Origin of the sequence: Parasphingopyxis marina, from assembly GCF_014237875.1 — a bacterium.
Taxonomy (GTDB): Bacteria; Pseudomonadota; Alphaproteobacteria; order Sphingomonadales; family Sphingomonadaceae; genus Parasphingopyxis; species Parasphingopyxis marina.
The window spans coordinates 685,888-706,469 of sequence record NZ_JACJVJ010000001.1; the positions used below are offsets into that span (position 1 = coordinate 685,888).

At 63.0% G+C, this 20,582-nt stretch carries 17 protein-coding genes; 11 read left to right on the plus strand and 6 right to left on the minus strand.

Annotated elements, in window-relative coordinates; translation table 11 throughout:
* Positions 1 to 257 precede the first annotated feature (257 nt).
* The 6 genes from H6P80_RS03445 to H6P80_RS03470 all read left to right on the plus strand — a co-directional run bounded on the left by H6P80_RS03445 (position 258) and on the right by H6P80_RS03470 (position 9,358).
* Entirely contained in the window at positions 258 to 2,561 is a 2,304-nt protein-coding gene (locus H6P80_RS03445; protein WP_185799935.1) for a TonB-dependent receptor, read from the plus strand.
* Positions 2,562 to 2,639: 78 nt separating this feature from the next.
* Positions 2,640 to 4,274 (plus strand): carboxylesterase/lipase family protein, encoded by a 1,635-nt coding sequence (locus H6P80_RS03450; RefSeq protein ID WP_235973700.1) that lies wholly within the window; start codon positions 2,640 to 2,642, stop codon positions 4,272 to 4,274.
* Positions 4,271 to 5,857, plus strand: a complete 1,587-nt coding sequence (locus H6P80_RS03455) for an AMP-binding protein (protein ID WP_185800960.1) — start codon at positions 4,271 to 4,273, stop codon at positions 5,855 to 5,857. The genes H6P80_RS03450 and H6P80_RS03455 overlap by 4 nt, the downstream gene beginning before the upstream one ends.
* A 116-nt stretch (positions 5,858 to 5,973) precedes the next feature.
* On the plus strand, positions 5,974 to 6,591 hold the full coding sequence (locus tag H6P80_RS03460) for a TetR/AcrR family transcriptional regulator (protein WP_235973792.1): 618 nt from the start codon (positions 5,974 to 5,976) through the stop codon (positions 6,589 to 6,591).
* A gap of 77 nt (positions 6,592 to 6,668) precedes the next feature.
* Positions 6,669 to 7,583 (plus strand): SDR family NAD(P)-dependent oxidoreductase, encoded by a 915-nt coding sequence (locus H6P80_RS03465; RefSeq protein ID WP_235973701.1) that lies wholly within the window; start codon positions 6,669 to 6,671, stop codon positions 7,581 to 7,583.
* Positions 7,584 to 7,678: 95 nt separating this feature from the next.
* Positions 7,679 to 9,358: an MFS transporter gene (locus tag H6P80_RS03470; protein ID WP_185799936.1), complete on the plus strand. Its 1,680-nt coding sequence runs from the start codon at positions 7,679 to 7,681 to the stop codon at positions 9,356 to 9,358.
* 49 nt (positions 9,359 to 9,407) lie between these two features.
* Here H6P80_RS03470 and H6P80_RS03475 read toward each other — a convergent pair whose 3' ends face one another.
* Complete coding sequence (locus tag H6P80_RS03475) at positions 9,408 to 10,721, minus strand: protease-associated domain-containing protein (RefSeq protein WP_185799937.1); 1,314 nt, start codon at positions 10,719 to 10,721, stop codon at positions 9,408 to 9,410.
* Positions 10,722 to 10,908: 187 nt separating this feature from the next.
* On the opposite strand from H6P80_RS03475, the gene H6P80_RS03480 reads away from it, so the two are divergent.
* Positions 10,909 to 12,534 (plus strand): carboxylesterase/lipase family protein, encoded by a 1,626-nt coding sequence (locus tag H6P80_RS03480; RefSeq protein ID WP_185799938.1) that lies wholly within the window; start codon positions 10,909 to 10,911, stop codon positions 12,532 to 12,534.
* 109 nt (positions 12,535 to 12,643) lie between these two features.
* Complete coding sequence (locus H6P80_RS03485) at positions 12,644 to 12,817, plus strand: DUF1559 family PulG-like putative transporter (protein ID WP_221892868.1); 174 nt, start codon at positions 12,644 to 12,646, stop codon at positions 12,815 to 12,817.
* A gap of 19 nt (positions 12,818 to 12,836) precedes the next feature.
* Here the strand turns inward: H6P80_RS03485 and H6P80_RS03490 are convergent, their stop codons facing one another.
* From H6P80_RS03490 to H6P80_RS03500, 3 genes are read right to left on the minus strand one after another with little or no spacing between them, the layout of a single operon-like run.
* The gene (locus H6P80_RS03490; protein WP_185799939.1) at positions 12,837 to 14,597 is read right to left on the minus strand and encodes a sodium:solute symporter family protein; all 1,761 of its coding nucleotides are present in this window, start codon (positions 14,595 to 14,597) and stop codon (positions 12,837 to 12,839) included.
* A complete protein-coding gene (locus H6P80_RS03495) occupies positions 14,594 to 14,890 on the minus strand; it encodes a DUF4212 domain-containing protein (RefSeq protein ID WP_185799940.1) in 297 nt (98 codons plus the stop codon). The genes H6P80_RS03490 and H6P80_RS03495 overlap by 4 nt, the downstream gene beginning before the upstream one ends.
* 22 nt (positions 14,891 to 14,912) lie before the next feature.
* A complete protein-coding gene (locus H6P80_RS03500; RefSeq protein ID WP_185799941.1) occupies positions 14,913 to 15,620 on the minus strand; it encodes a 6-phosphogluconolactonase in 708 nt (235 codons plus the stop codon).
* Between the two features lie 189 nt (positions 15,621 to 15,809).
* Here H6P80_RS03500 and H6P80_RS16395 point away from each other — a divergent pair, with 189 nt between their 5' ends.
* Positions 15,810 to 16,553 carry an LCCL domain-containing protein gene (locus H6P80_RS16395; protein WP_221892870.1) on the plus strand — a complete coding sequence of 248 codons (744 nt, stop codon included), beginning with the start codon at positions 15,810 to 15,812 and terminating at the stop codon, positions 16,551 to 16,553.
* A gap of 17 nt (positions 16,554 to 16,570) precedes the next feature.
* Here H6P80_RS16395 and H6P80_RS03510 read toward each other — a convergent pair whose 3' ends face one another.
* Positions 16,571 to 18,157, minus strand: a complete 1,587-nt coding sequence (locus H6P80_RS03510; protein ID WP_185799942.1) for a phytoene desaturase family protein — start codon at positions 18,155 to 18,157, stop codon at positions 16,571 to 16,573.
* A 140-nt stretch (positions 18,158 to 18,297) separates the two neighbouring features.
* On the opposite strand from H6P80_RS03510, the gene H6P80_RS03515 reads away from it, so the two are divergent.
* Together H6P80_RS03515 and H6P80_RS03520 are read left to right on the plus strand one after the other, a co-directional pair.
* Positions 18,298 to 19,344, plus strand: coding sequence for an LCCL domain-containing protein (locus H6P80_RS03515; protein WP_185799943.1), 1,047 nt, complete (start codon positions 18,298 to 18,300; stop codon positions 19,342 to 19,344).
* Between the two features lie 107 nt (positions 19,345 to 19,451).
* On the plus strand, positions 19,452 to 20,177 hold the full coding sequence (locus H6P80_RS03520; protein ID WP_185799944.1) for an esterase/lipase family protein: 726 nt from the start codon (positions 19,452 to 19,454) through the stop codon (positions 20,175 to 20,177).
* Positions 20,178 to 20,183: 6 nt separating this feature from the next.
* Here H6P80_RS03520 and H6P80_RS03525 read toward each other — a convergent pair whose 3' ends face one another.
* Positions 20,184 to 20,582, minus strand: coding sequence for an acyl-CoA thioesterase (locus H6P80_RS03525; RefSeq protein ID WP_185799945.1), 399 nt, complete (start codon positions 20,580 to 20,582; stop codon positions 20,184 to 20,186).

Sequence of the window (20,582 nt, forward strand, 5' to 3'; positions counted from 1 at the left end):
CTCTCGCGTGAAGGATTGGAGTCGAGCGCATTCTTCGGCCCTCCCGTTATGCGCAGCGGATCACAGAATTTTTGATCGCGACGTCACAGCGTTATCGTCCGGCATTCGGCCCCGATTTGCGCGGCGACACCCATTCCTTATCTTCGCCAATGTTATTCACGCTCGCGATAGTGAATATTGACAAGCGACTGCGGCGCGCGCATGGGAGGCTCAGAACAAAGGTGGAAAAATCCGCCATAGAGAGGGGAGATGGTTGCATGAAAGCCAAGTTTTTGGGGTCCGCCTGCGCGGCCGCATTTATCTGTCTGCCGAGCGTTGCCGCGGCTCAAACAGGTCCAGGGTCGGAGAGCGAGGAAGGGAGCGAGGCGCAATCGTCGGCGCCTTCTGTCCAGCAGACCCAGGGGGCCAATGGTCAGATCATCGTTACGGCGACCCGTCGCGAAATGCTGCTACAGGATGTGCCGCTGAGCATCACCGCCTTTCAGCAGGAAGAACTGACCGAACGCGGCGTCGTCGGCTATGAGGGCTTGGCGCAAAATACGCCCGGCGTCGTCGTCAACCGGCCGACGGCGAACTTCAACAACTTTACCGCTCGCGGCATTGCGACAAACGGCTATGGCGCGAACCTGCAGGGAACGGTTGCGATCTATATCGACGAGTTGCCGATCTCGGCGAACGGCAACTCGACCATTCTTGATCCCAGCCTTTATGATGTGGAGCGGGTTGAATTCCTGCGCGGCCCGCAGGGCACGCTGTTCGGTTCGAATTCGCTCGCCGGTGCGGTCCGCATCATCACCCGCGCGCCCAACGCCCGGGAGTTCGAAGCTTCGGCGCTCATCGATTTGGGGCTGACCGGGGACGATTCCTTCCGGCAGCGCTACAATGCGATGGTCAATATCCCGCTGGTGGAAGACCGGCTCGCCTTCCGCGCAGTCGGCTTCTATCGGCACGAGGAAGGCTATGTCGATAATATCGGCACCGGCGTCCATAACTCGAATACACTTGAGGATGTCGGCGGCCGCGCAACGCTGCTCTGGGAACCGACCGACCGGCTGTCTATCCGGCTGGGCTATTCATACGAGAACAGCCAGCCTCAGGATTCGTCGCTGATCATTCCTGCGATCGATCGCCGCACGCGCCTTTCGGATCGGCCGGACCTGTTCCAGGGTGAACTGACAACCTATAACGGCACGATCGAATATGATTTCGACGGGTTCGATTTCATCAGCTCGACGACCTACGCCACCTATGACGCGAGCTTCTATGTCGATCTCGCCGGCACCTACGGTCAGGCATTCCCGTTCGCTCTCGATGCCTATGGCTATGACGACATCTTCGTGGAGGAGGCGCGTATCGCGTCCGATCCGGGTGGCAGTTTCGACTGGGTCTTGGGTCTCTTCTATTATGACAAGCGCCGGGACGTCGACTACGCCTATCGCTCCACCCCCGAATATCTGGCGATGCAGGGCATTACCGGTCTGCCGGACGAATATTATCAGCGTTTCGGCGCCCATTTCAATTCGAGCGAACTGGCCGGATTCGGTGAGCTGACTTACCGGTTTGCCGACGATTTCTGGGTGACGGGCGGGCTACGCTACACCAGAAACTCGACGCAAGGCTTCACCGAACCGGGCGGTTACAACAGTAACTATCTCACCCTCGCTTTCTTTGGATTCACCAATGTTCCGGTGACGATCACGCCGGTCGCGGCGGCGACCGGCCTCAAGGTCACGGACAGTCAGGCCTCCTGGAAGATCAGCGCCTCGTGGCAGCCGTCGAACGAACTCACCACCTACGCGACCGTCGCCACCGGCTTCCGTTCACCGGTGGTCAACGCCCGCGCCGGCCTGGTCAGCACGCTCGACCCTACCGACATCGTCATTCCCGACGGCGCCGATTCGGACAGCCTCATCAACTACGAGATCGGGCTCAAGGGTGTCTGGCTCGGCGGCGATCTGCGGGTCAATCTGGCGGCCTATTATATCGACTGGAACGATATCCAGGTTCAGGCGAACCGCGTGTCCGATTCGATCCAGTTCGCCACCAATATCGGCGGCGCAGTCAGCAAGGGCATCGAGCTGGAGCTATTCGCACGGCCATGGCCGCGAGTCAGCATCAATCTGGTAGGCTCCCTGAACGACGCGGAGGTAAACGATCTGACAGCATCGGAGTCGGCGATTTCGGGCGCTGTCGACGGTACGCGTCTCGCCGCACCGCATTTCCAGGGATCGGCCACCGTCCGCTACGATTTTCCCATCTCGACGAATGATAGCGGCTGGGCCGCATTCAACATTTCGCATGTGGGCTCGTTTCCCGGCCTGTTCCCGTTTGTGCCGGGCCAGCCGGGCGTCGTAAACCCGACCTATGATTTCACCGAGGCATGGCAAAATGTGAACCTCTATGTGGGCGCGAACATCGGTGATCTCAACATCACCGCCTATGTCGAGAATCTCTTCAACGACAGCTCGATCACCTATGTCCACCCCGAAGCGTTTCTCGAAAGCCGCTACGCGACCTTGCGCCCGCGTACGATCGGCTTTCGCGTCGGATATAATTTCTGATCGGTCATTATCGCCTGGCTGCGGTGTCCTGCCTTCCGGGCAGACACCGCAGGCCGTTACGGTGAACGGAGAAAATTTTTGAAAGCTGGTTTCCGATTGCTGGTTCTTGCCGTCGCTGCATGTACCGCGATGTCGGCTGCGGCGCGTTCCGAAGTTATCGTCGACGCCCCGGCCGGCAGCGTTCGTGGATATGCCGAAGACGGGCTCGAGATATTCAAAGGACTGCCCTATGCCGCGCCACCGGTCGGCGAAAACCGCTGGAGGCCTCCCGTCGAACTGCCGCGCTGGGAGGGCGTACGCGAAGCGACCGAATTCGGCGCTTCCTGTATCCAGGTAGGGTCGCTGCCTCAAAGCATTTACGCCGACGATCCTGGCAGACAGAGCGAAGATTGCCTGTCGCTCAATATCTGGGTGCCCGAAGGTGCGGAAAACGCGCCCGTCTTCGTATGGATATATGGCGGAGCGCTGGTCAACGGTTCGAGCAGTTTCTCGATATATGACGGGGCCGAGTTGGCGCGGCGCGGACTTGTCGTCGTTTCGATCAACTATCGTGTCGGTCCGCTCGGTTATCTCGCACATCCCGCGCTCAGCGCGGAATCGGCGGATGGCGTTTCGGGCAATTATGGCCTGCTCGATCAAGTCGCGGCTCTACGCTGGGTCAACCGCAACATTGCGGCGTTCGGCGGCGATCCCGATCAGGTGACCATCGCGGGGGAATCCGCCGGTGCGCTCAGCGTGATGTATCTGATGGCGTCGCCCAATGCCCGCGGGCTCTTTCACCGCGCCATCGCGCAAAGCGCATATATGCTCTCGACTCCGGAACTTTCGGAGGAGAGTTTCGGTATGCCGTCTGCCGAAGCGGTCGGCAGCTGGCTGGAGGAGCAACTCGACGCCGATGGGATAGATGCGCTGCGGGCGATGGATGCGCGCCGCGTGACGATGGGTGCGGTCCGAGCTGGATATGTTCCTTGGGGGACGATCGACGGCCGAATCCTTCCGCGCCAGCTGGTGGATATTTTCGATGACGGCGAACAGGCACCGGTTCCGTTGATCGCAGGGTTCAATAGCGGCGAAATCCGCTCGCTGCGCCGCCTTCTGCCGCCGGCGGCCAGCGATGCGGATGCCTATGAGGCGGCGATCCGCAACGGCTATGGCGATCTTGCGGACACCGTTCTGGGCTTTTACCCGCCGGGCAATATCGACGAGGCGATGCTCGCGACAACCCGGGACGCGATGTATGGCTGGACAGCCGAGAGGCTGGTCGCGAAACAGACGGCGCTTGGCGTTCCCGGCTATTTCTACTTGTTCGATCATGGCTATCGGGCCGCAGACGAGGCGGGCCTTCACGCCTTTCACGCATCCGAAATTCCCTATGTTTTCGGGACGACGCGGCGCACCGCGCCGAACTGGCCGGAGGTGCCGCGCAACGAGACGGAGCGAAGCCTGTCGCGGGCAATGACCGATTATTGGGCCTCCTTCGCCCGCACTGGCACGCCGGTGGCGGAAGGCCAGCCCGATTGGGCACCCTATGGAGAGAATGAAGCCTATATGTATTTTTCCGAAGCGCCGCAGCTCGCCAATCACCTGCTGCCCGGCATGTACGAGCTCCATGAACAGGTAATGTGCCGCCGTCGCGCCGCCGATATTCCGTGGAACTGGAATGTCGGGATCATTGCGCCGCCCATGCCTCCGCAGGCTTCGGGGTGTCGATGACCCATGGCGAGATACAGCCTTATGCGCTGACATTGGATAAATTTCTTGTCCACGCCGCCAAATGGCATCCCCGCGCGCAGGTCGTGACGGCTCGCGATGGCGGCGAGGTAGATCGTATCGGCTATGCCGAGCTGCTTGAGCGCGCCCGCCGCGTGTCGAGCGTTCTCGCCGATCTGGGCGTATCCCAAGGGGACCATGTCGCCACGCTCGCCTGGAATACGCAGGCGCATGTCGAAACCTGGTATGCGATCATGAGCATGGGCGCGGTCTGCCACACGCTCAATCCGCGAATATTGGCGGCGAGCAGCGCGGATATGGTGCGGCAATCGAAGGCGCGCGTCCTTATCGTGAGTGCCGATCTTCTGCCCTTGGCATCGGAGATCGCCGAACTGGCGCCCGTTATAGAGCATCTCGTCGCGATCGACGAACTTGGGGACGTGCAATCCAGGCTTTGCGGCGATCGCACGGTTCTCAGCCTCGAAACGGCAATTGCGGCGGAGCTCGATGAAGTCGAATGGGGCGATTTCGACGAAACCGCGCCATGCGGCCTGTGTTTCACCTCTGGCACGACCGGCGCGCCGAAGGGAGTGACCTATACCCATCGCGGCAATTATCTGCACACGCTGCGGCAGTTGCAGGCGGAGGTTGCCGGCATCACCTCGCGCGATGCGGTCCTGACCGTCGTTCCGATGTTTCATGCCAATGCCTGGGGCTTGCCCTTCGCCGTCCCGGCGACGGGCGGAAAACTCGTGCTGCCCGGGCGGCAGGCGGACGGCGCCAGTCTGGCCGGTCTCATCAAAGACGAAAATGTAACGATTGGGGTAGCCGTTCCGACGGTCTGGCTGGGCCTGATGGATTATCTTGATGAGACGGGAACAGAGATTCCTTCGCTGGAGCGCATCATGGTCGGCGGTTCGCCGATGCCGCCCGCGCTGATGCAAAGGATCGAGGATCGCGGGATCGTGCTGCAAACAACATGGGGCATGACCGAACTTTCGCCTTTGGGCACGTCCGCATCGCCGTGCGATCTCGACAGGACGGCTTCGCAATCAGGGCGCCCTGCGATGGGCATCGATCTGATGCTGACCGACAGCGAGGGGACGCCCCTTCCCGAACAGCGGGGCGTCGAGGGCCATCTGCATGTCCGTGGCTCGTCTGTGGTCGGGCGCTATTTCGGGCAGGAAGAGCCATCTACGCAGGACGGCTGGTTCGATACCGGCGATCTTGCCCGCATCGACGATCGCGGCAATCTGATGATCACCGGACGCTCCAAGGATCTCATCAAGTCGGGTGGAGAATGGATCAATCCGGCGGAAATCGAGGCCATTGTCGGGGCGTTGCCGGAGGTTTCACTGGTCGCCGTTATCGGTCGGTCCGATCCAAAATGGGGCGAGCGGCCCATCTTGCTGGTCGAGACGCAGAAGGATCAGTCGATCAGCGACGCCGCCCTTTTGGAACCGTTACAGAGCCGTGTGGCGTCCTGGTGGATACCGGAAATTGTTGTTCGGGTTGGCAACATGCCATTGGCAGCGACGGGCAAGATCGACAAGATACGCCTAAGAGCGGAATATAGTGCCGCATGAACGGGCGAAATTCGATTATGTACCAGCCCGTCGAAGCCAAACGGAAGGGGCGCATCTTGGCAGAAGCCGACAAACCACGGCGCAAACGGCTGACGAAAGCGGAACGGCGTGCGGAGATGACCGAGCAAATTCTGGACGCCGCCGAATACCTGTTTTCCAAGCGCGGCCTTTACGGCGTGACGCTCAACGATGTCGCCAAGCGGGTCGGCGTGCATCACACGCTCGTAAACTATTATTTCGACGACAAGCAGAAGCTGTTCGAATCGGTCTTCGCGCGGCGTGCCGGCGTGACCAGCGAATTGCGGATGAAGGCGCTCGACGATTATGACGCGTCGACCGGCGGCAAGCCCACAGTCGAAGGGGCATTGCACGCCTTTCTGGATACCGATCTCGATCTCTATATCCAGGGCGGCGAAGGGTGGAAGAATTATGCGGCTTTCGGCGCGCGGGCATCGAACGCGTCCGAGGGCACCGAACTGATGGACAAGCATTTCGATCCCGTCGTGCTGCGGCTAATCGACTTGCTCAAGAAAGCGCTTCCCGATTGTGCCGAGGAAGACATCTTCTGGGGCTACCATTTTGTCACCGGCGCATTGATGCTCACGCTCGCGCGGACGGGGCGTATCGACACGCTGTCGGGCGGGCTTTGCAAGTCCGAGGATTATTCTGCGGTCAAAAAGCGCATGGCGAAGTTCATGGCGGCGGGCTTCAACGAGATCTGCAAGGGGAACTAGCGGTTGTGAGAAAATGTAGCGCGATGGACGCGCGCGCCGCCCAAGTCATTAACTAGCGTGAGAGTGAAGAACTGAAAATGGATCAGCAGACGGGTAGGATGAATCTTGACGGGCGGATTGCCATCGTCACCGGCGCCGGAGGCGGGCTGGGGCGCTGCCATGCGTTGCAGCTATCGAAACTGGGCGCGAAAATCGTCGTCAATGATCTCGATGCAGCGGGGGCGGAAAGCGTCGCCGAGGAAATTCGCTCCGGCGGCGGCGCGGCGATCGGTGTGGGGGCATCGGTCACCGATATGGTCAAGGTCGCCGCGATGGTCGATCGGGCGATGGCGGAGTGGGGGCGTATCGACATTCTCGTCAACAATGCCGGCATCCTGCGCGATCGGAGCTTCGCCAAGATGGATCTCGACGATTTCCGGCTGGTTCTGGACGTCCATCTGATGGGCGCTGCGATCTGCGCCAAGGCCGTGTGGGACATCATGCGCGGGCAGCATCATGGACGCATCGTGATGACGACTTCGTCTTCAGGGCTCTACGGCAATTTCGGACAGGCAAATTATGGCGCCGCGAAAATGGCGCTGGTCGGACTGATGCAGACCCTGGCGATCGAGGGCGAGAAATACGGGATTCGCGTCAATGCGCTCGCACCGACCGCAGCGACGCAGATGACGGACGGCGTACTGTCGGAAGATGCGCTCGCGCAACTGGACCCTGCTTTGGTTAGTCCGGGCCTGCTGGCGCTGGTCGGCGACGATGCCCCGACACGGGCCATCCTCTGCGCGGGCGGCGGGCATTTCGCCCGCGCGCACGTCACGCTCACCGAAGGCGTTTACGTTGGCGGCGGAGAAAACGCTGCCGAACGCGTGGCCGATAGCTGGGAGGCGATCGGCGACCGATCGGCCGAAACCGTCCCCGCATATGGTTTCGTCCAGGCGGAGCGTGAACTGGCCAGTGCCGGCTGCAAACTGCCGGCGATGGCGGTTTCGCGCTAGCGCCGAAGCAAGAACGAGCCGGCGCGAAACAAATAAACACGGCGCCGAATGGAAAGGCCGAAGCCCAAAAAAGGGGCGCGGGGAGGGGATGAGAAATGGCGACGAACGAAACGGTATTGCCCAAGGATGATGCAGAGCCCAGCGGGGCGAAACAAAGCGAAAAACTGGTCATCGCCGCCTCGTCGCTCGGCACCATGTTCGAATGGTACGACTTCTATCTCTACGGCCTGCTCGCGACCTATATCTCCGCCCAGTTCTTTTCGGGCGTCAACGAAACCACCGCGTTCATTCTCGCTTTGGGGGCGTTTGCCGCGGGTTTCGCCGTGCGTCCCTTCGGCTCGATCGTGTTCGGCCGCGTCGGCGATCTGGTGGGAAGGAAGAACACTTTCCTCGTCACCATGGGATTGATGGGTCTTTCCACCTTCGCCGTCGGCTTTTTACCGAGCTACGCTTCGATCGGTGTGGCGGCGCCCATCATCCTTGTGGGCCTAAGGCTGTTGCAGGGGCTGGCCGTGGGCGGCGAATATGGCGGGGCGGCAACCTATGTCGCCGAGCATGCACCGCATAACCGGCGCGGCCTTTTCACGAGCTTCATCCAGACGACCGCGACGGTGGGCCTGTTCACGGCACTGCTGCTGGTGATCGGGCTGCGTACGCTGTTGGGCGAGGAAGCCTTTGCCAGCTGGGGCTGGCGCGTGCCGTTCCTTGTGTCGATCCTGCTGCTTGCGGTGTCGCTCTGGATCCGGATGCAGCTTGCCGAGAGCCCGGTCTTCCAGAAGATGAAGGAGGAGGGCAAGACCTCCAAGGCGCCGCTCAAGGAAGCCTTTGCGCGCTGGGGCAATCTCAAATTCGTGCTGATCGCGCTGTTCGGCGCCGTCGCGGGGCAGGGGGTGATCGGCTATACGGCTCAGTTCTATACGCTTTTCTATCTCGAACGGATCGCCAGGATCGACGGCGCGACAGCGAATATCCTGCTCGTCATCGCCCTGATCATCGCCACACCAACCTTCATTTTCTTCGGTTGGCTCAGCGACAAGATCGGTCGCAAGAAGATCATCATGACGAGCTGCGTCCTCGCGACCGTTACGCTCTTTCCGCTGTTCCAACTGCTCACCCATGCCGCAAACCCTGCACTGGCAGAGGCGGTGGAAAGCTCGCCGGTAACCGTGGTTGCGCATGACGGCGAATGTTCGTTCCAGTTCGATCCGATCGGCAGCAACACTTTCGACACCTCGAGCTGCGACATCGCCAAGGCCTATCTCGCGCGCAGCGGCGTGAATTACAGCAATGTCGAGATGCCCGCCGGCACGATTGCCGAAGTGCGGGTCGGTGGAAGGGTGATCCGTGCGCCGGATCCCGCAGCTTTGTCGGGCGAGCAAAGGGTCGCCGCGATTTCCGCTTTCCGCGATGAGGTCGGCGCCGCGCTCGAAAGCGCCGGCTATCCCTCGGAGGCCGATCCGGCGCTGATCAACCGGCCGCTGGTGATTGCGATCATCGTCGCGATCATGTTGCTGGCAACGGCGGTCTATGCGCCCCTGGCCGCGATGCTGGTCGAGCTGTTCCCGGCGCGTATCCGCTACACCTCGATGTCGCTTCCCTATCATATCGGCAATGGCTGGTTCGGCGGATTCCTGCCGACGGTGGCCTTCGCCATGGTCGCGGCCACCGGGGATATCTATTACGGGCTCTGGTATCCCGTGCTCGTGGCAGGAATGACGGCGATAGTCGGCATTCTCTTCCTGCCCGAAACCTTCCGGCGCAATATCGACAATTAAGGGGGCCGGAAGGCACTAGCGGAGGCGGTTTGTGCCGCCTCCGCCTTTTTTACGCGGTCGCCAGGACATGCTCGACCAGCCGCCGGAAGGCGGCGGATGTTTCCGCCACGGCGCCCGCCGATACGCAGCGCGCATCGTCTTCGGCGATATGGTGAAAGCGGTGAATGCCGAAAATTCCGGCGACCGGCGCATAGCCGGCCTCGATGACATTGGTCAGCTCGCCGGCCGACAGGTCCTCGCTTGAATAGGGCGCTTCGAGCCCGGCAAGCCCCGAAAATTCGCGCTGCGCCGCCGGCAGCAATTCTGGACTGACGACTAGATAGCGCTGCGAATCCGTGCCGGGAAGCGGCGTCATCGCGCCGACGGAATCGTGCCAGTCGCGCGAAGCAAGGTTGGCGCCGAGATGCAGCCAGAAGGCCGTTTCTTCCGGGCGCGGCGCGGCGGCGTGCAGCATCTCCTCGGCGCCGAGATATTGATATTCGTGCGCGCTGTTGCAGATGAAGGCGAGGTCGAACTGCGTCGCGGCGCTGCCGGCCCAACGCGCGATTTCGAGCCATGCGGCCACGCCGCCGCCACGTTCCCCCGCGCAGCTGCCCCAGCCGGAACGCGGCGTGGAGACGACGAGCCAGCGGCCCCGGCCCCGGTCTATGCGTCCGGAAATGTTGAAGCAGGGCCGCCGTCCGCCGATGCCGGTCACGGTCATCGTGGCACGGTCGCCGCGCGTCGCCGCGGCGAGAAACGGCGCGGCCGCTTCCGGCGCCAGAAGCGCGACCGGGCCGGCGAACATCGGTTCGCGACCGTCGGTGTTCAGCGCGATCGTCTTTCCCGTCGGGCCGTTGGTGATGACGATGGCGGCGCGCGCGCCTCGGGCAAAGGCGGTTTCGATCGGCCGCCGGATGGCATCGGACAGCGCGGTCGACCAGCGCCGCGATGGCAGGTCGATGAGCGCGATGGCACCGGCGAGTGACGCGGACATGCCTTCGGGGCCGACGCGCACGAGCGGGCCGGTGATCCCGTCCGGTCCGCTCGGGATGACGATCGGCTGCGGCTGGAGCGCAGCGTGCTCCTCGCCGCAGACAAGGTCGCTGCGCTCCGCATCGAAAAAGGGCACGCTCAGGGTCTGCCGCTCGACGGAAAAGCCCGCGCTTTCGAGCTCGGCCTCGAGCCATGCTCCGCAGGCATTGTCGCCTTCGCCGCCGGATTGTTTGTTTCCAAAGCCGATATAACGGGCCAGATCGTCAGCCACCGATGTCGATCGGCCGGTCGCCGCCTTGAGAGCAGACGGCATCAGGGTCGATGGTATCAGCGGCAGCGCCGTCGTCCCGGCCAGAAACTGGCGCCGGGTTGCATCCTGGCTTTTCATACCCTCTCCCGGATTTCTTCCGCGCGCCGATTCATCTTATGCGCGGGGCAACGGCCTTTGCGCCATTGATATTCACTATCGCGATAGTGTATTTCTGGCGCGCCCGGATGACAAGCGGAACGACGGTCGCGAATCGGGCGAAGGGGAGACTCCTATCCTGAAGACCCGCCAACTCATTCGCGCGGTCATGCTGCTCGCCGCGGCGCTTGCGACGGGCTTCCCGGCGTCCGCCCATGCCACCGATGGGCCCGAGGCCGTCGTCGAACAGGGCAGGCTGGCCGGCGTCTCCGAAAACGGGCTCCACATTTTCAGGGGCATTCCCTATGCCGCGCCGCCGGTCGGAGACGCCCGTTGGCGTCCGCCCGCGCCGCCATCGGCTTGGGAGGAGATACGCGATGCCACAACCTTCGGGCCGAGCTGCATCCAGCCCCCGGTGCCCCCGACCAGCCTATATTTCGACCCGCCTGAGACGGTTAGCGAAGACTGTCTGACGCTCAACATCTGGGCGCCGGAAGACGCGGCCGATGCGCCGGTGATCGTCTGGATCCATGGCGGATCGCTGCGGATCGGCGGCAGCGCGGAGCCAATGTACGACGGCGCCAACTTTGCCGAGCGGGGTATCGTCTTCGTGTCGATCAACTATCGGCTCGGCGCGCTCGGCTGGCTTGCGCATCCCGAGCTCAGCGCGGAATCGCCGCACGCCGCATCGGGCAATTACGGCCTGCTCGACCAGATCGCCGCGTTACGCTGGACGCGGGACAATATCGCCGCATTCGGAGGCGATCCCGGTAATGTCACGATCATGGGCGAATCGGCGGGCGCGCTCAGCGTTACCTATCTGATGGTGAGCCCGCTCGCCCGCGGCCTGTTCCACAAGGCGATCGCCCAGAGCACCAATACCCGCGCCGTGCCGGAACTCCGCCGGACGGTCTACGGCCTGACGCCGGCCGAGGAGACCGGCGCCGCTATCGCCTCCGCGCTGGGAGCGGCCGACCTCGCCGCCCTGCGGGCAATGGATGCGGAGAGGCTGATGATGACGGCGCTGATGGCGGGCTTCCGCCCCGAAGGAACGATCGACGGTTGGGCGCTCACCGAACAGGCCGTCGAGACGTTCGATGCGGGGCGTCAGGCGCCGGTGCCGTTGCTGACCGGCTTTACCGAAGGGGAGATGCGCGCGGGGCTCGTTCCGCTGCCGGCCATCCCCACCGATGCCGCGAGCTATGAGGCCGAAATCGTGCGGCGCTATGGCGATCTCGCGCCCGAATTTCTCCGCCTCTATCCGTCGTCGGATATCCGCGAAAGCATGATGGCGACATTGCGCGATGCCGTGTTCGGCTGGGCCAGCGAATATCTGGTGGACCGGCATTCGGCGGCCGGGCTTCCGGCCTATCTTTATCTGTTCGACCATTGCGATCCCGCCGCGCGCGAGCGGGCAATTTGCGCCTTTCATGCGAGCGAACTGCCCTTCGTCTTCGGCCAGACCGGGCCTGAGGCGTCGCTACCGCCCAACTGGCCCCGGCCGGACGGGGCGGATGAGATCGCGCTATCTTCGGCGATGATGGATTATTGGGTGAGTTTTGCCCGTACCGGCGTTCCGTCCGGCGAGGGCCGCCCCGATTGGCCGGCCTATGCGGCGGACCAGGCCTATATGCGTTTTGCCGGCGAACCGGTTCCGGAGACCAACCTTTTTCCCGGTATGTTCGAAATGCAGGAAGATCTCGTCCGCCACCGCCGTGCCAGCGGCCAGCAATGGTTCGTCAATGTCGGCGTGATGGCACCCATGATGCCGGATGCACAGGAACCCGGCCCCTAAAAGGGCAAATCTTTTCCGGATTTCCGTTTCGACCGGTGATGCCGGTCACAATGCGGCCTTTGGCGATGTCCCATACCGTCGATCGGAAACAACGCATGGAGACGCAACGATGACGAACAAGACGAAGCCCGAAGAACTCAACAATGACGAACTCGAAAATGTTACCGGCGGCATCGCGCTGCTGCTTCCCGCCGTACAGTCGGCGCGCGAAGCCGCACGGAGCACCGATACGCCCAAGTCCAGCAACAATCTGAAGCAGATCGGCCTCGCGCTCCACAATTAGGCGCGCGATTCCGGCAGGATCAGGCCCCGGCGTTGCCGGGCAGCCTGATCCGGTCGACGAGCCTGCGGATTTCGAGCGGCGGCGCCTTGGTCGCCGCCGAGACGCTGATCGCTACGGCGAAGTTCAGCAGCATACCGATCACGCCGATGCCCTCAGGCGAAATCCCGAACCACCAGTTTTCCGCAACATTGCTCTCGGGCGACCAGAGTTTGAACCAGGCGATATAGAGGAAGGTGAAGGTGAGGCCGGTGACCATGCCGGCGATCGCCCCTTCCTTGTTCATGCGTTTGGAAAAGATGCCCATGAAAATCGCCGGGAAGAGCGAGGCCGCGGCCAGCCCGAAGGCGAAGGCGACCACCTGCGCAACGAAACCCGGCGGATAGATGCCGAGATAGCCGGCGACGAGGATCGCCGCCGTCGCCGCGATACGCGCGGCGCGGAGCTCGCCTTTCTCGGTTATTTTCGGCCGGAAAGTCTGTTTCAGAAGATCGTGACTCACCGCCGTCGAGATGACGAGCAACAGACCCGCCGCCGTCGAGAGCGCCGCCGCCAGCCCGCCCGCCGCGACCAGCGCGATCACCCAGCCCGGCAGGTTCGCGATCTCCGGATTGGCGAGCACCATGATGTCGCGGTCGACATAGACCTCGTTCTCGCCCTCGGTCGCGTCGTTGGAGACGAGCCGCTCGCCCGATGCGCCGCGTTCTTCGGTAAAGACGGGCGCGCCGGCAAAGGGATCGCCCGAGCGATATTGCATGACGCCGTCGCCGTTGCGGTCGTTAAAGGCGATAAGGTCGTTTTCCTCCCAGTTGGTGAACCAGCCGGGGGCTTGCGTGTATGGCGTCTCGTTGACCGTCTCGACGAAATTCAGCCGCGCAAAGGCGCCCACGGCCGGTGCGGTGGTATAAAGGAGCGCGATGAAGACCAGCGCCCAGCCCGCCGATTTGCGCGCATCCCGCGCGCTCGGCACGGTGAAGAAGCGCACGATGACATGCGGCAACCCTGCCGTGCCGATCATCAGCGCGGCGGTTATGCAGAAAATGTCGATCATCGATTTGGTGCCGTCGGTGTACGCCGTGAAACCGAGATCGGTGAGCGTGCCGTCGAGCTTCTGGAGGACGTAGAGCCCCGATCCGTCGGCGACCTGACTGCCGAGGCCGATTTGCGGCACCGGATTGCCGGTGACGAGAAAGCTGATGAAGAAGGCCGGCACCATATAGGCGAAGATCAGCACGCAATATTGCGCGACCTGCGTATAGGTGATCCCCTTCATCCCGCCGAGCACGGCGTAGACGAAGACGATCCCCATGCCGATGATCACGCCGAGATCGACCGGCACCTCCAGGAAGCGCGAAAAGACGATGCCGACCCCGCGCATCTGCCCGGCAATATAGGTGAAGCTGATGAAGATCAGGCACACCACGGCGACGACCCTCGCGGCGCTCGAGTAATAACGCGCGCCGATGAAATCCGGGACGGTATATTGGCCGAACTTGCGGAGATACGGTGCGAGCAGCAGGGCGAGCATCACATAGCCGCCGGTCCAGCCCATCAGATAGACCGATCCGTCGTAGCCCAGAAAGGCGATCAGCCCCGCCATCGAAATGAAGCTCGCCGCGCTCATCCAGTCGGCGGCGGTCGCCATGCCGTTGACGATCGGATGGACATGGCCGTCCGCGACATAGAACTCGCTCGTCGAGGCCGCTCGCGAGGCAATGGCGATGCCGATATACAGCGCGAAACTCGCGCCGACGAATAGGTAGATAAGCGTTTGGGTCGTCATTCGCCATCGACCCCATATTCGCGCTCGATCACCCGCATCTTGCGGACATAGACGACGATCAGCAGGATGAAGACGTAGATCGAACCTTGCTGGGCGAACCAGAAGCCGAGCGGATATCCGCCGAGGCTCCACTGGTCGAGGAAATCGCGAAACAGGATCCCGCAACCAAAGGAGACGATAAACCAGATCGTCATCAGCACCGCGAGCAGCCGGACATTGGCGCGCCAATAGCCGCTCTCGCGGGCGATGCGTTGCTCTTCGCTTTCAGGACCGGCGTTTTCGCTCTCGTCCATCCTCATCCCCTCCGGTGTTCGGCTAGTTGGCGCTCCAGTAGATATCGATCGGGATTTCGGTTTCGGCGAGAACCCGGCCGATCGGCACGTTGGACAGCGGCCCATCGTCGATCGCCTTTTCGAGCAATTCTTTCTTCTGGGCGCCGGATAGCGTGACGATCATGGTGTGTGCCGCCAGCAGCGCGCCGCGCGTCATCGTCACCCGGTCGACCGGCGCGTCGGCGGGCATCGGATCGGGCGTCACGCCGATCGCCCGGCGCGCCTTGGGCGCGTTGATCGCATCGTCCATCACATTCGGGAATATCGAGGCCGTCGAGCCGTCGTCCCCCATGCCGAGCCAGACGAGATCGACCGGCCAGCTGAACCCTGCCAGCCGCGCATCGGCGCTCTGGCCGGCTTCCTTGGTGCTCCAGTGCTGGTGATGATCGAGCAGCGGCTCGACGGTCGCTCCGGTCGGGCCGAGAATCCGCTCGAGCATCTCGAAATTGCTATATTCGCTCCCCGCATCGACGATGCGTTCGTTGGTCGGAAAGACGCGGACCTTGGACCAGTCGAAATCGCGCTTGGCGAGCACTTCGAGAATCGGCTGCGGCGTTTGGCCGCCAGGCAGAGCCAGTTCGGCCTTGCCGTTGGTTTCGATGGCCTTTTCGATGATGAAGCCGATATCGCCGGCGACTTCGCCCGCCATCGTTTCGGCATCGTCAAACTCCCACCATTCCACTTCGATCATTCTCTGCTCCGCTTGGATGTGCGTGTTTTCCCCTCATAGCCATTGCGGCGGTGAAGGCCAGAGTGCCGGGCACCGCGTCGCGGCATTTGCCAGCTTTCCAACGCGCGGATAGTCTCCAGCCGCCGTTAAGGTCGTTTCGATTCGGCCGGGTCGCGTCCGGCACCTTGAAGTCATCACGAGGGGATTTTTATGAAACGCACTACCATTCTCACCATGTCGGCGCTTGCGGCGTCGGCGGCCATTCTCACCGCTTGCGGCGGCGCGGCGGAAGCGCCGGCCGAAGAAGAGGTCGTCGAAGCCGAGCCGCTCGCCGATGCTTGCCCCGACAGGGTACAGGATATGCGCGGTTCGGAAGACAGCTTCACCTGCTCCTGCTCGGCTGAGACGGCCGAAACCGGCAGTGTCTGGGGTGCGGGGCCCTATTCGGACGATTCGGCGGTTTGTCGCGCGGCGATGCACGCGGGTCTCGTTGGCGATGAACCCGCCAATGTGACGATCACCTTCCTGCCGGGCCGCGATTCCTATTCGGCCGCGACCGCGAACGGCGTCGAAACGCGGCGCTGGGGCAGCTGGGGCGGCAGCTTCTTCTTCGAAGGTGCCGAAGCCGGCGAACCGGAAGAGGAAGTGGCAGCGGTTGAAGCTTGTCCTGCCAATGCCCGCGATCTGCGCGGCACGGGCGAAACGGTGACGTGCGGCTGCGATGCCGCCGCTTCGGCAAGCGGTTCGGTATGGGGTAGCGAAACCTATACCGACGATTCGCGGATTTGCCGTGCGGCCGTCCATGCCGGTGTGATCGAAGCCGATGGCGGCGAAGTCACCTTCACGGTGGTCGATGGCCTCAGCAGCTATTCCGGCTCGGAAGCGAACGGCGTGACCACGCGCGACTATGGCACCTGGTCCGGCAGCTTCGAATTCCAGACCGACGAAGGATAGGGTTTCACCCTTTTGTTTCAGGCGCGGGCGGCGGTTCGAAAGAATCGCCGCCCGTCCTTTATGACCGCCTGGGCCGCATTACGGCCGGGCCGCCCGGTGACGCCGCCGCCCGGATGCGCGCCCGCGCCGCACAGATAGAGGCCGGGCACCGGCATCCGGTGATCGGCAAGCCCCAGCATCGGCCGCATCGCCCAGAGCTGGTCGAGCGACATCCGGCCGTGGAAGATATCGCCGCCGACCAGTCCAAAGCGCCGTTCGAGATCCAGCGGAGAGAGAGCCATCTGGCCGAGGATGCTGGACCGGAATCCGGGTGCATGCGCCTCGACCGTGTCGAGGATGGTGTCGGCCGCCGCTTCGCGATGCCTGTCCCAGTCGAGCGTCGGATCGAAATGCTGGCAGAACAGGCTGGCGACATGCGCGCCGGGCGGCGCCAGCGTGTCGTCCATCGTGGAAGGGATCAGCATCTCGATTACCGGGGCCTTCGACCAACCCCGCGTGCGGGCCTCCTGATAGGCCGCGTCCATATAGTCGAGGCTCGGCGCGATGATGATGCCGCTGGAAAGATGCGGGCCCGGTTCCGGCAGGCAGGCAAAGCGCGGCAATTCCTTCAGCGCGACGTTCATCCGGAAGGTGCCCGATCCCGAGGCGTGCTGTTCCATCCGGGCGCGCAATGCCGGGTCGAGCAATCCGGGTTCGACGAGATCGAGCAACAGCCGCTTGGGATGGACGTTACCGATGACGATATCGCCCCTGATGCGTTCGCCGTTCGCGGTTTCCACGCCATCGGCATGGCCCGAATCCGCCAACACCTTAGCGACGGTTTCGTCGGTACGGATGTTGATGCCCAGCGCTTCGCAGGCGCGCGCCATCGCCTGGGTGATTGCGCCCATGCCGCCGATGGCATGGCCCCATTTCCCATCCTTGCCGTTCACTTCGTTGAAGACATGGTGGAGCAGCACATAGGCCGATCCCGGCGTGTCGGGGCTGTGATAGGCGCCGACGATGCTGTCGAAGCCGAAGGCGGCCTTTACCGGCTCGCTTTCGAAAAAGCCGCCCAGGAATTCGCGCGCCGAGCGGGTGAAAAGGTCGATCGCGTCGCGCTGCGCGTCGAGCGGCAGTTTGAGTGCCGCGCGCCCTTGGCCGAGCGCACGGAACAGATCCGCAATGCCGCCGCCGGCATTGGGCGGGATGACATCGGCAAGATAGCGCAGCAGCGCGGCGGCGGCCGAAAGCCGCTGCCGATATTCGGGTAATCTCTCGGCGTCCCGCACCGAGAATTTGGCAACCTCCGCATGACTGCGCCCGCCGCCGAGAATCAGATAGCCATCCTCGCCCAGCGGCAGGAAATTGTCGATCGGCCGCTCGACGATTCTCAGCCCATGATCGTGGAGCTTCATGTCGGCAATGATTCCGGGATCAAGCAGGCCGACCGTGTAGCTCGCCGTCGAATTGCGAAAGCCGGGGTGGAAGGTTTCGGTCACCGCAGCGCCGCCGACGATGGATCGCGTCTCCAGCATTTCGACGCGATAGCCGGCGCGGGCCAGATACCAGGCGCAGACAAGGCCATTATGCCCTGCGCCGATAATGATTACCTTCCTACCCATTGCCAAGGGCATAGGCCTTCGCGCGGGCCCTGTCAGCGGTTGCCAAGCTCCTGATTTTCGGCAAGACTGCTCCTCGAAAAGGGTCGCACCGAAACTATTGCGAGGCGCTGGAACGGGGCGCGTCGAACAGGGAGACTGTGATGACCCGAATAGCCATACCCTTCGTGCTGGCGCTTTTCGCGCTGCTCTCGTTGCCCGTCGCAACGCCGGGCGAAGCGATGCAATCCCAGCAATATCGCGAATGTCCGAGAACGTCCGCGCAGTTCGGCCAGACCCGGGGCTCCGAAACCTGCTATTGCAGCGCGAGTGCTGTCCGTTCCGGCAATGTCTGGGGCACCGGATATTTTACGGACGATTCAAGCGTCTGCAGGGCCGCGCTGCATGACGGCAAAGTCGGTCCTGGCGGCGGCAATGTTCGCGTCGTGTTTCTTGGCGCCCATGGCAATCATCACGGTTCGACGCAGAATGGCGTTACATCCCGCGATTACGGGCTTTGGCCGCGCAGCTTCCGCTTCGCGAACGGCGATTATGGCGGCGGACCTGAAGACCGGCCGGGTTATGGCAACGGCCAGGCTTGCCCGGGCAATGCGACCTCGTTCCGCGGCAGCAACCGGGCCGTGCAGTGCCAGTGTTCGGCGAGCGACACGCAGTCGGGCACGGTTTGGGGCACCAACACCTATACCGACGATTCGAACATTTGCCGCGCGGCTCTTCATGCCGGCGTGATCAGCGGGCGCGGCGGTGCCGTCACCCTGTGGCCGCGGTCGGGCCGCAGTTCCTATAGCGGCAGCTATCGCAACGGTGTCGAAACGCGCAACTATGGCCGGTGGAGCGGCAGCTTCGAATTCTCCGGCAGCAGCAGCGGAAACCCACCGCCCAATTGGGGCCGGGCGGAGGAATGCCCGCGCAACGCGGTCGCCCTGCGCGGTTCCCGTGCAACTTTGCGCTGCGAATGCCCAAGCGGCGCAAGCCAGGGCGGCACGGTATGGGGCACCGGTATTTACACTGATGATTCCAGCATTTGCCGCGCAGCGGTGCATGCCGGTGTGATCGATACCCGCGGCGGCACCATTCGCGTGACGCCGCAGTCGGGACGCAGCTCTTATAATGGCAGCCGTCGCAACGGCGTCGAGAGCCGCAATTACGGCCGGTGGAGCGGCAGCTTCGAGGTCCAGCGCGACCGCTAACGCGGAATCGGGGCGGGCTGCCGCGTTTCGGGCGGCCCGCTTCCCCCCAAAGCCTTGATTGTCGGGCCCGTTTCGGCTTCCTTTACGTTTTTGTGACACTGGAAGCCATGCAGACGAGTTTCAACAGCACCGGCGCAATAGCCGCGTCTCCCGCGATCGAACGCCCGGGCCTGGGCGGCTTGGCGCGTGAGGGCTGGGAAGCCTGTTTCCGCTTTTTCTCCGAAAGTACGGGCCGCTCCCTGGCCGGAACCGTCGACGGCGGTGGACGTCCCGTACTCGGCATTCCGGGATTCCTCGCTTCCGACCGGTCTATGCGCGGGCTTTATGCCGCCCTCGGCGCGAATAATTTCGGCGTGCATGGCTGGGAGCAGGGGCGCAATTTCGGTGTCACCGAAGAAACCATGCCGAAGCTGATCGAGCGACTCGATGCGCTTCACGTTCAATCAGGCCGCCGGGTTGCGCTGGTCGGCTGGAGCATTGGCGGCATCATTGCGCGAGAGCTTGCGAAATGCCGGCCAGACAAGGTCGAACGCGTGGTGACCCTGGGCAGCCCCTTTTCCGGCGATCTCCACTCGATCCGCATCTGGCGGATTTACGAATGGGTGGCGGGTCACAAGGTGGACGAGCCGCCCTATGCCTGCGCGACACACGAAAAGCCGCCGGTCAAGACCATCGCGCTCTGGTCGCGGCAGGATGGCGTAATTCCGCCGGCCCTCGCGCGCGGCGGCAAGGGGGAGGCGGACCGGACGATCGAAATCGATTCCGCCCATATCCGGATGACGTCCGATCGCTCGGCGCTGCGTGCGACGCTCCACGCGCTCACCGAACGCTAGAAGACGCTAAAGGAACGGCGCGGCGACTTCGGGCGGCACGCGTAACGGCTTGCCGCTTGCCCGGTCGATCATCGCCCAGGTGGTCTTCGCCCGAATGCGCGGCTTTCCGTCCCCGCCTGTAAATTCCATATATCGGTCGAACCGCGCGCCTTTCGGCCCTTCTTCGATCCATGTGGTGCCCGTCACCGTTTCGCCTTCCAGAGCGGGACGCAGATAGTCGATCTCGTGCCGGGTCACGACCCAGATATAGGCAGCTACATGCGCGGGATCGGACACCGCGTTCCAGTGCGCGACCGCGAGTTCCTGGATCCACTGCACCCAGACCGCGTTGTTCACATGGCCGAGCTCGTCGATATGTTCGGGCCTTGCGGTGACCCTGTGCGAGAAGGCCCTGTCGCGGCTCAT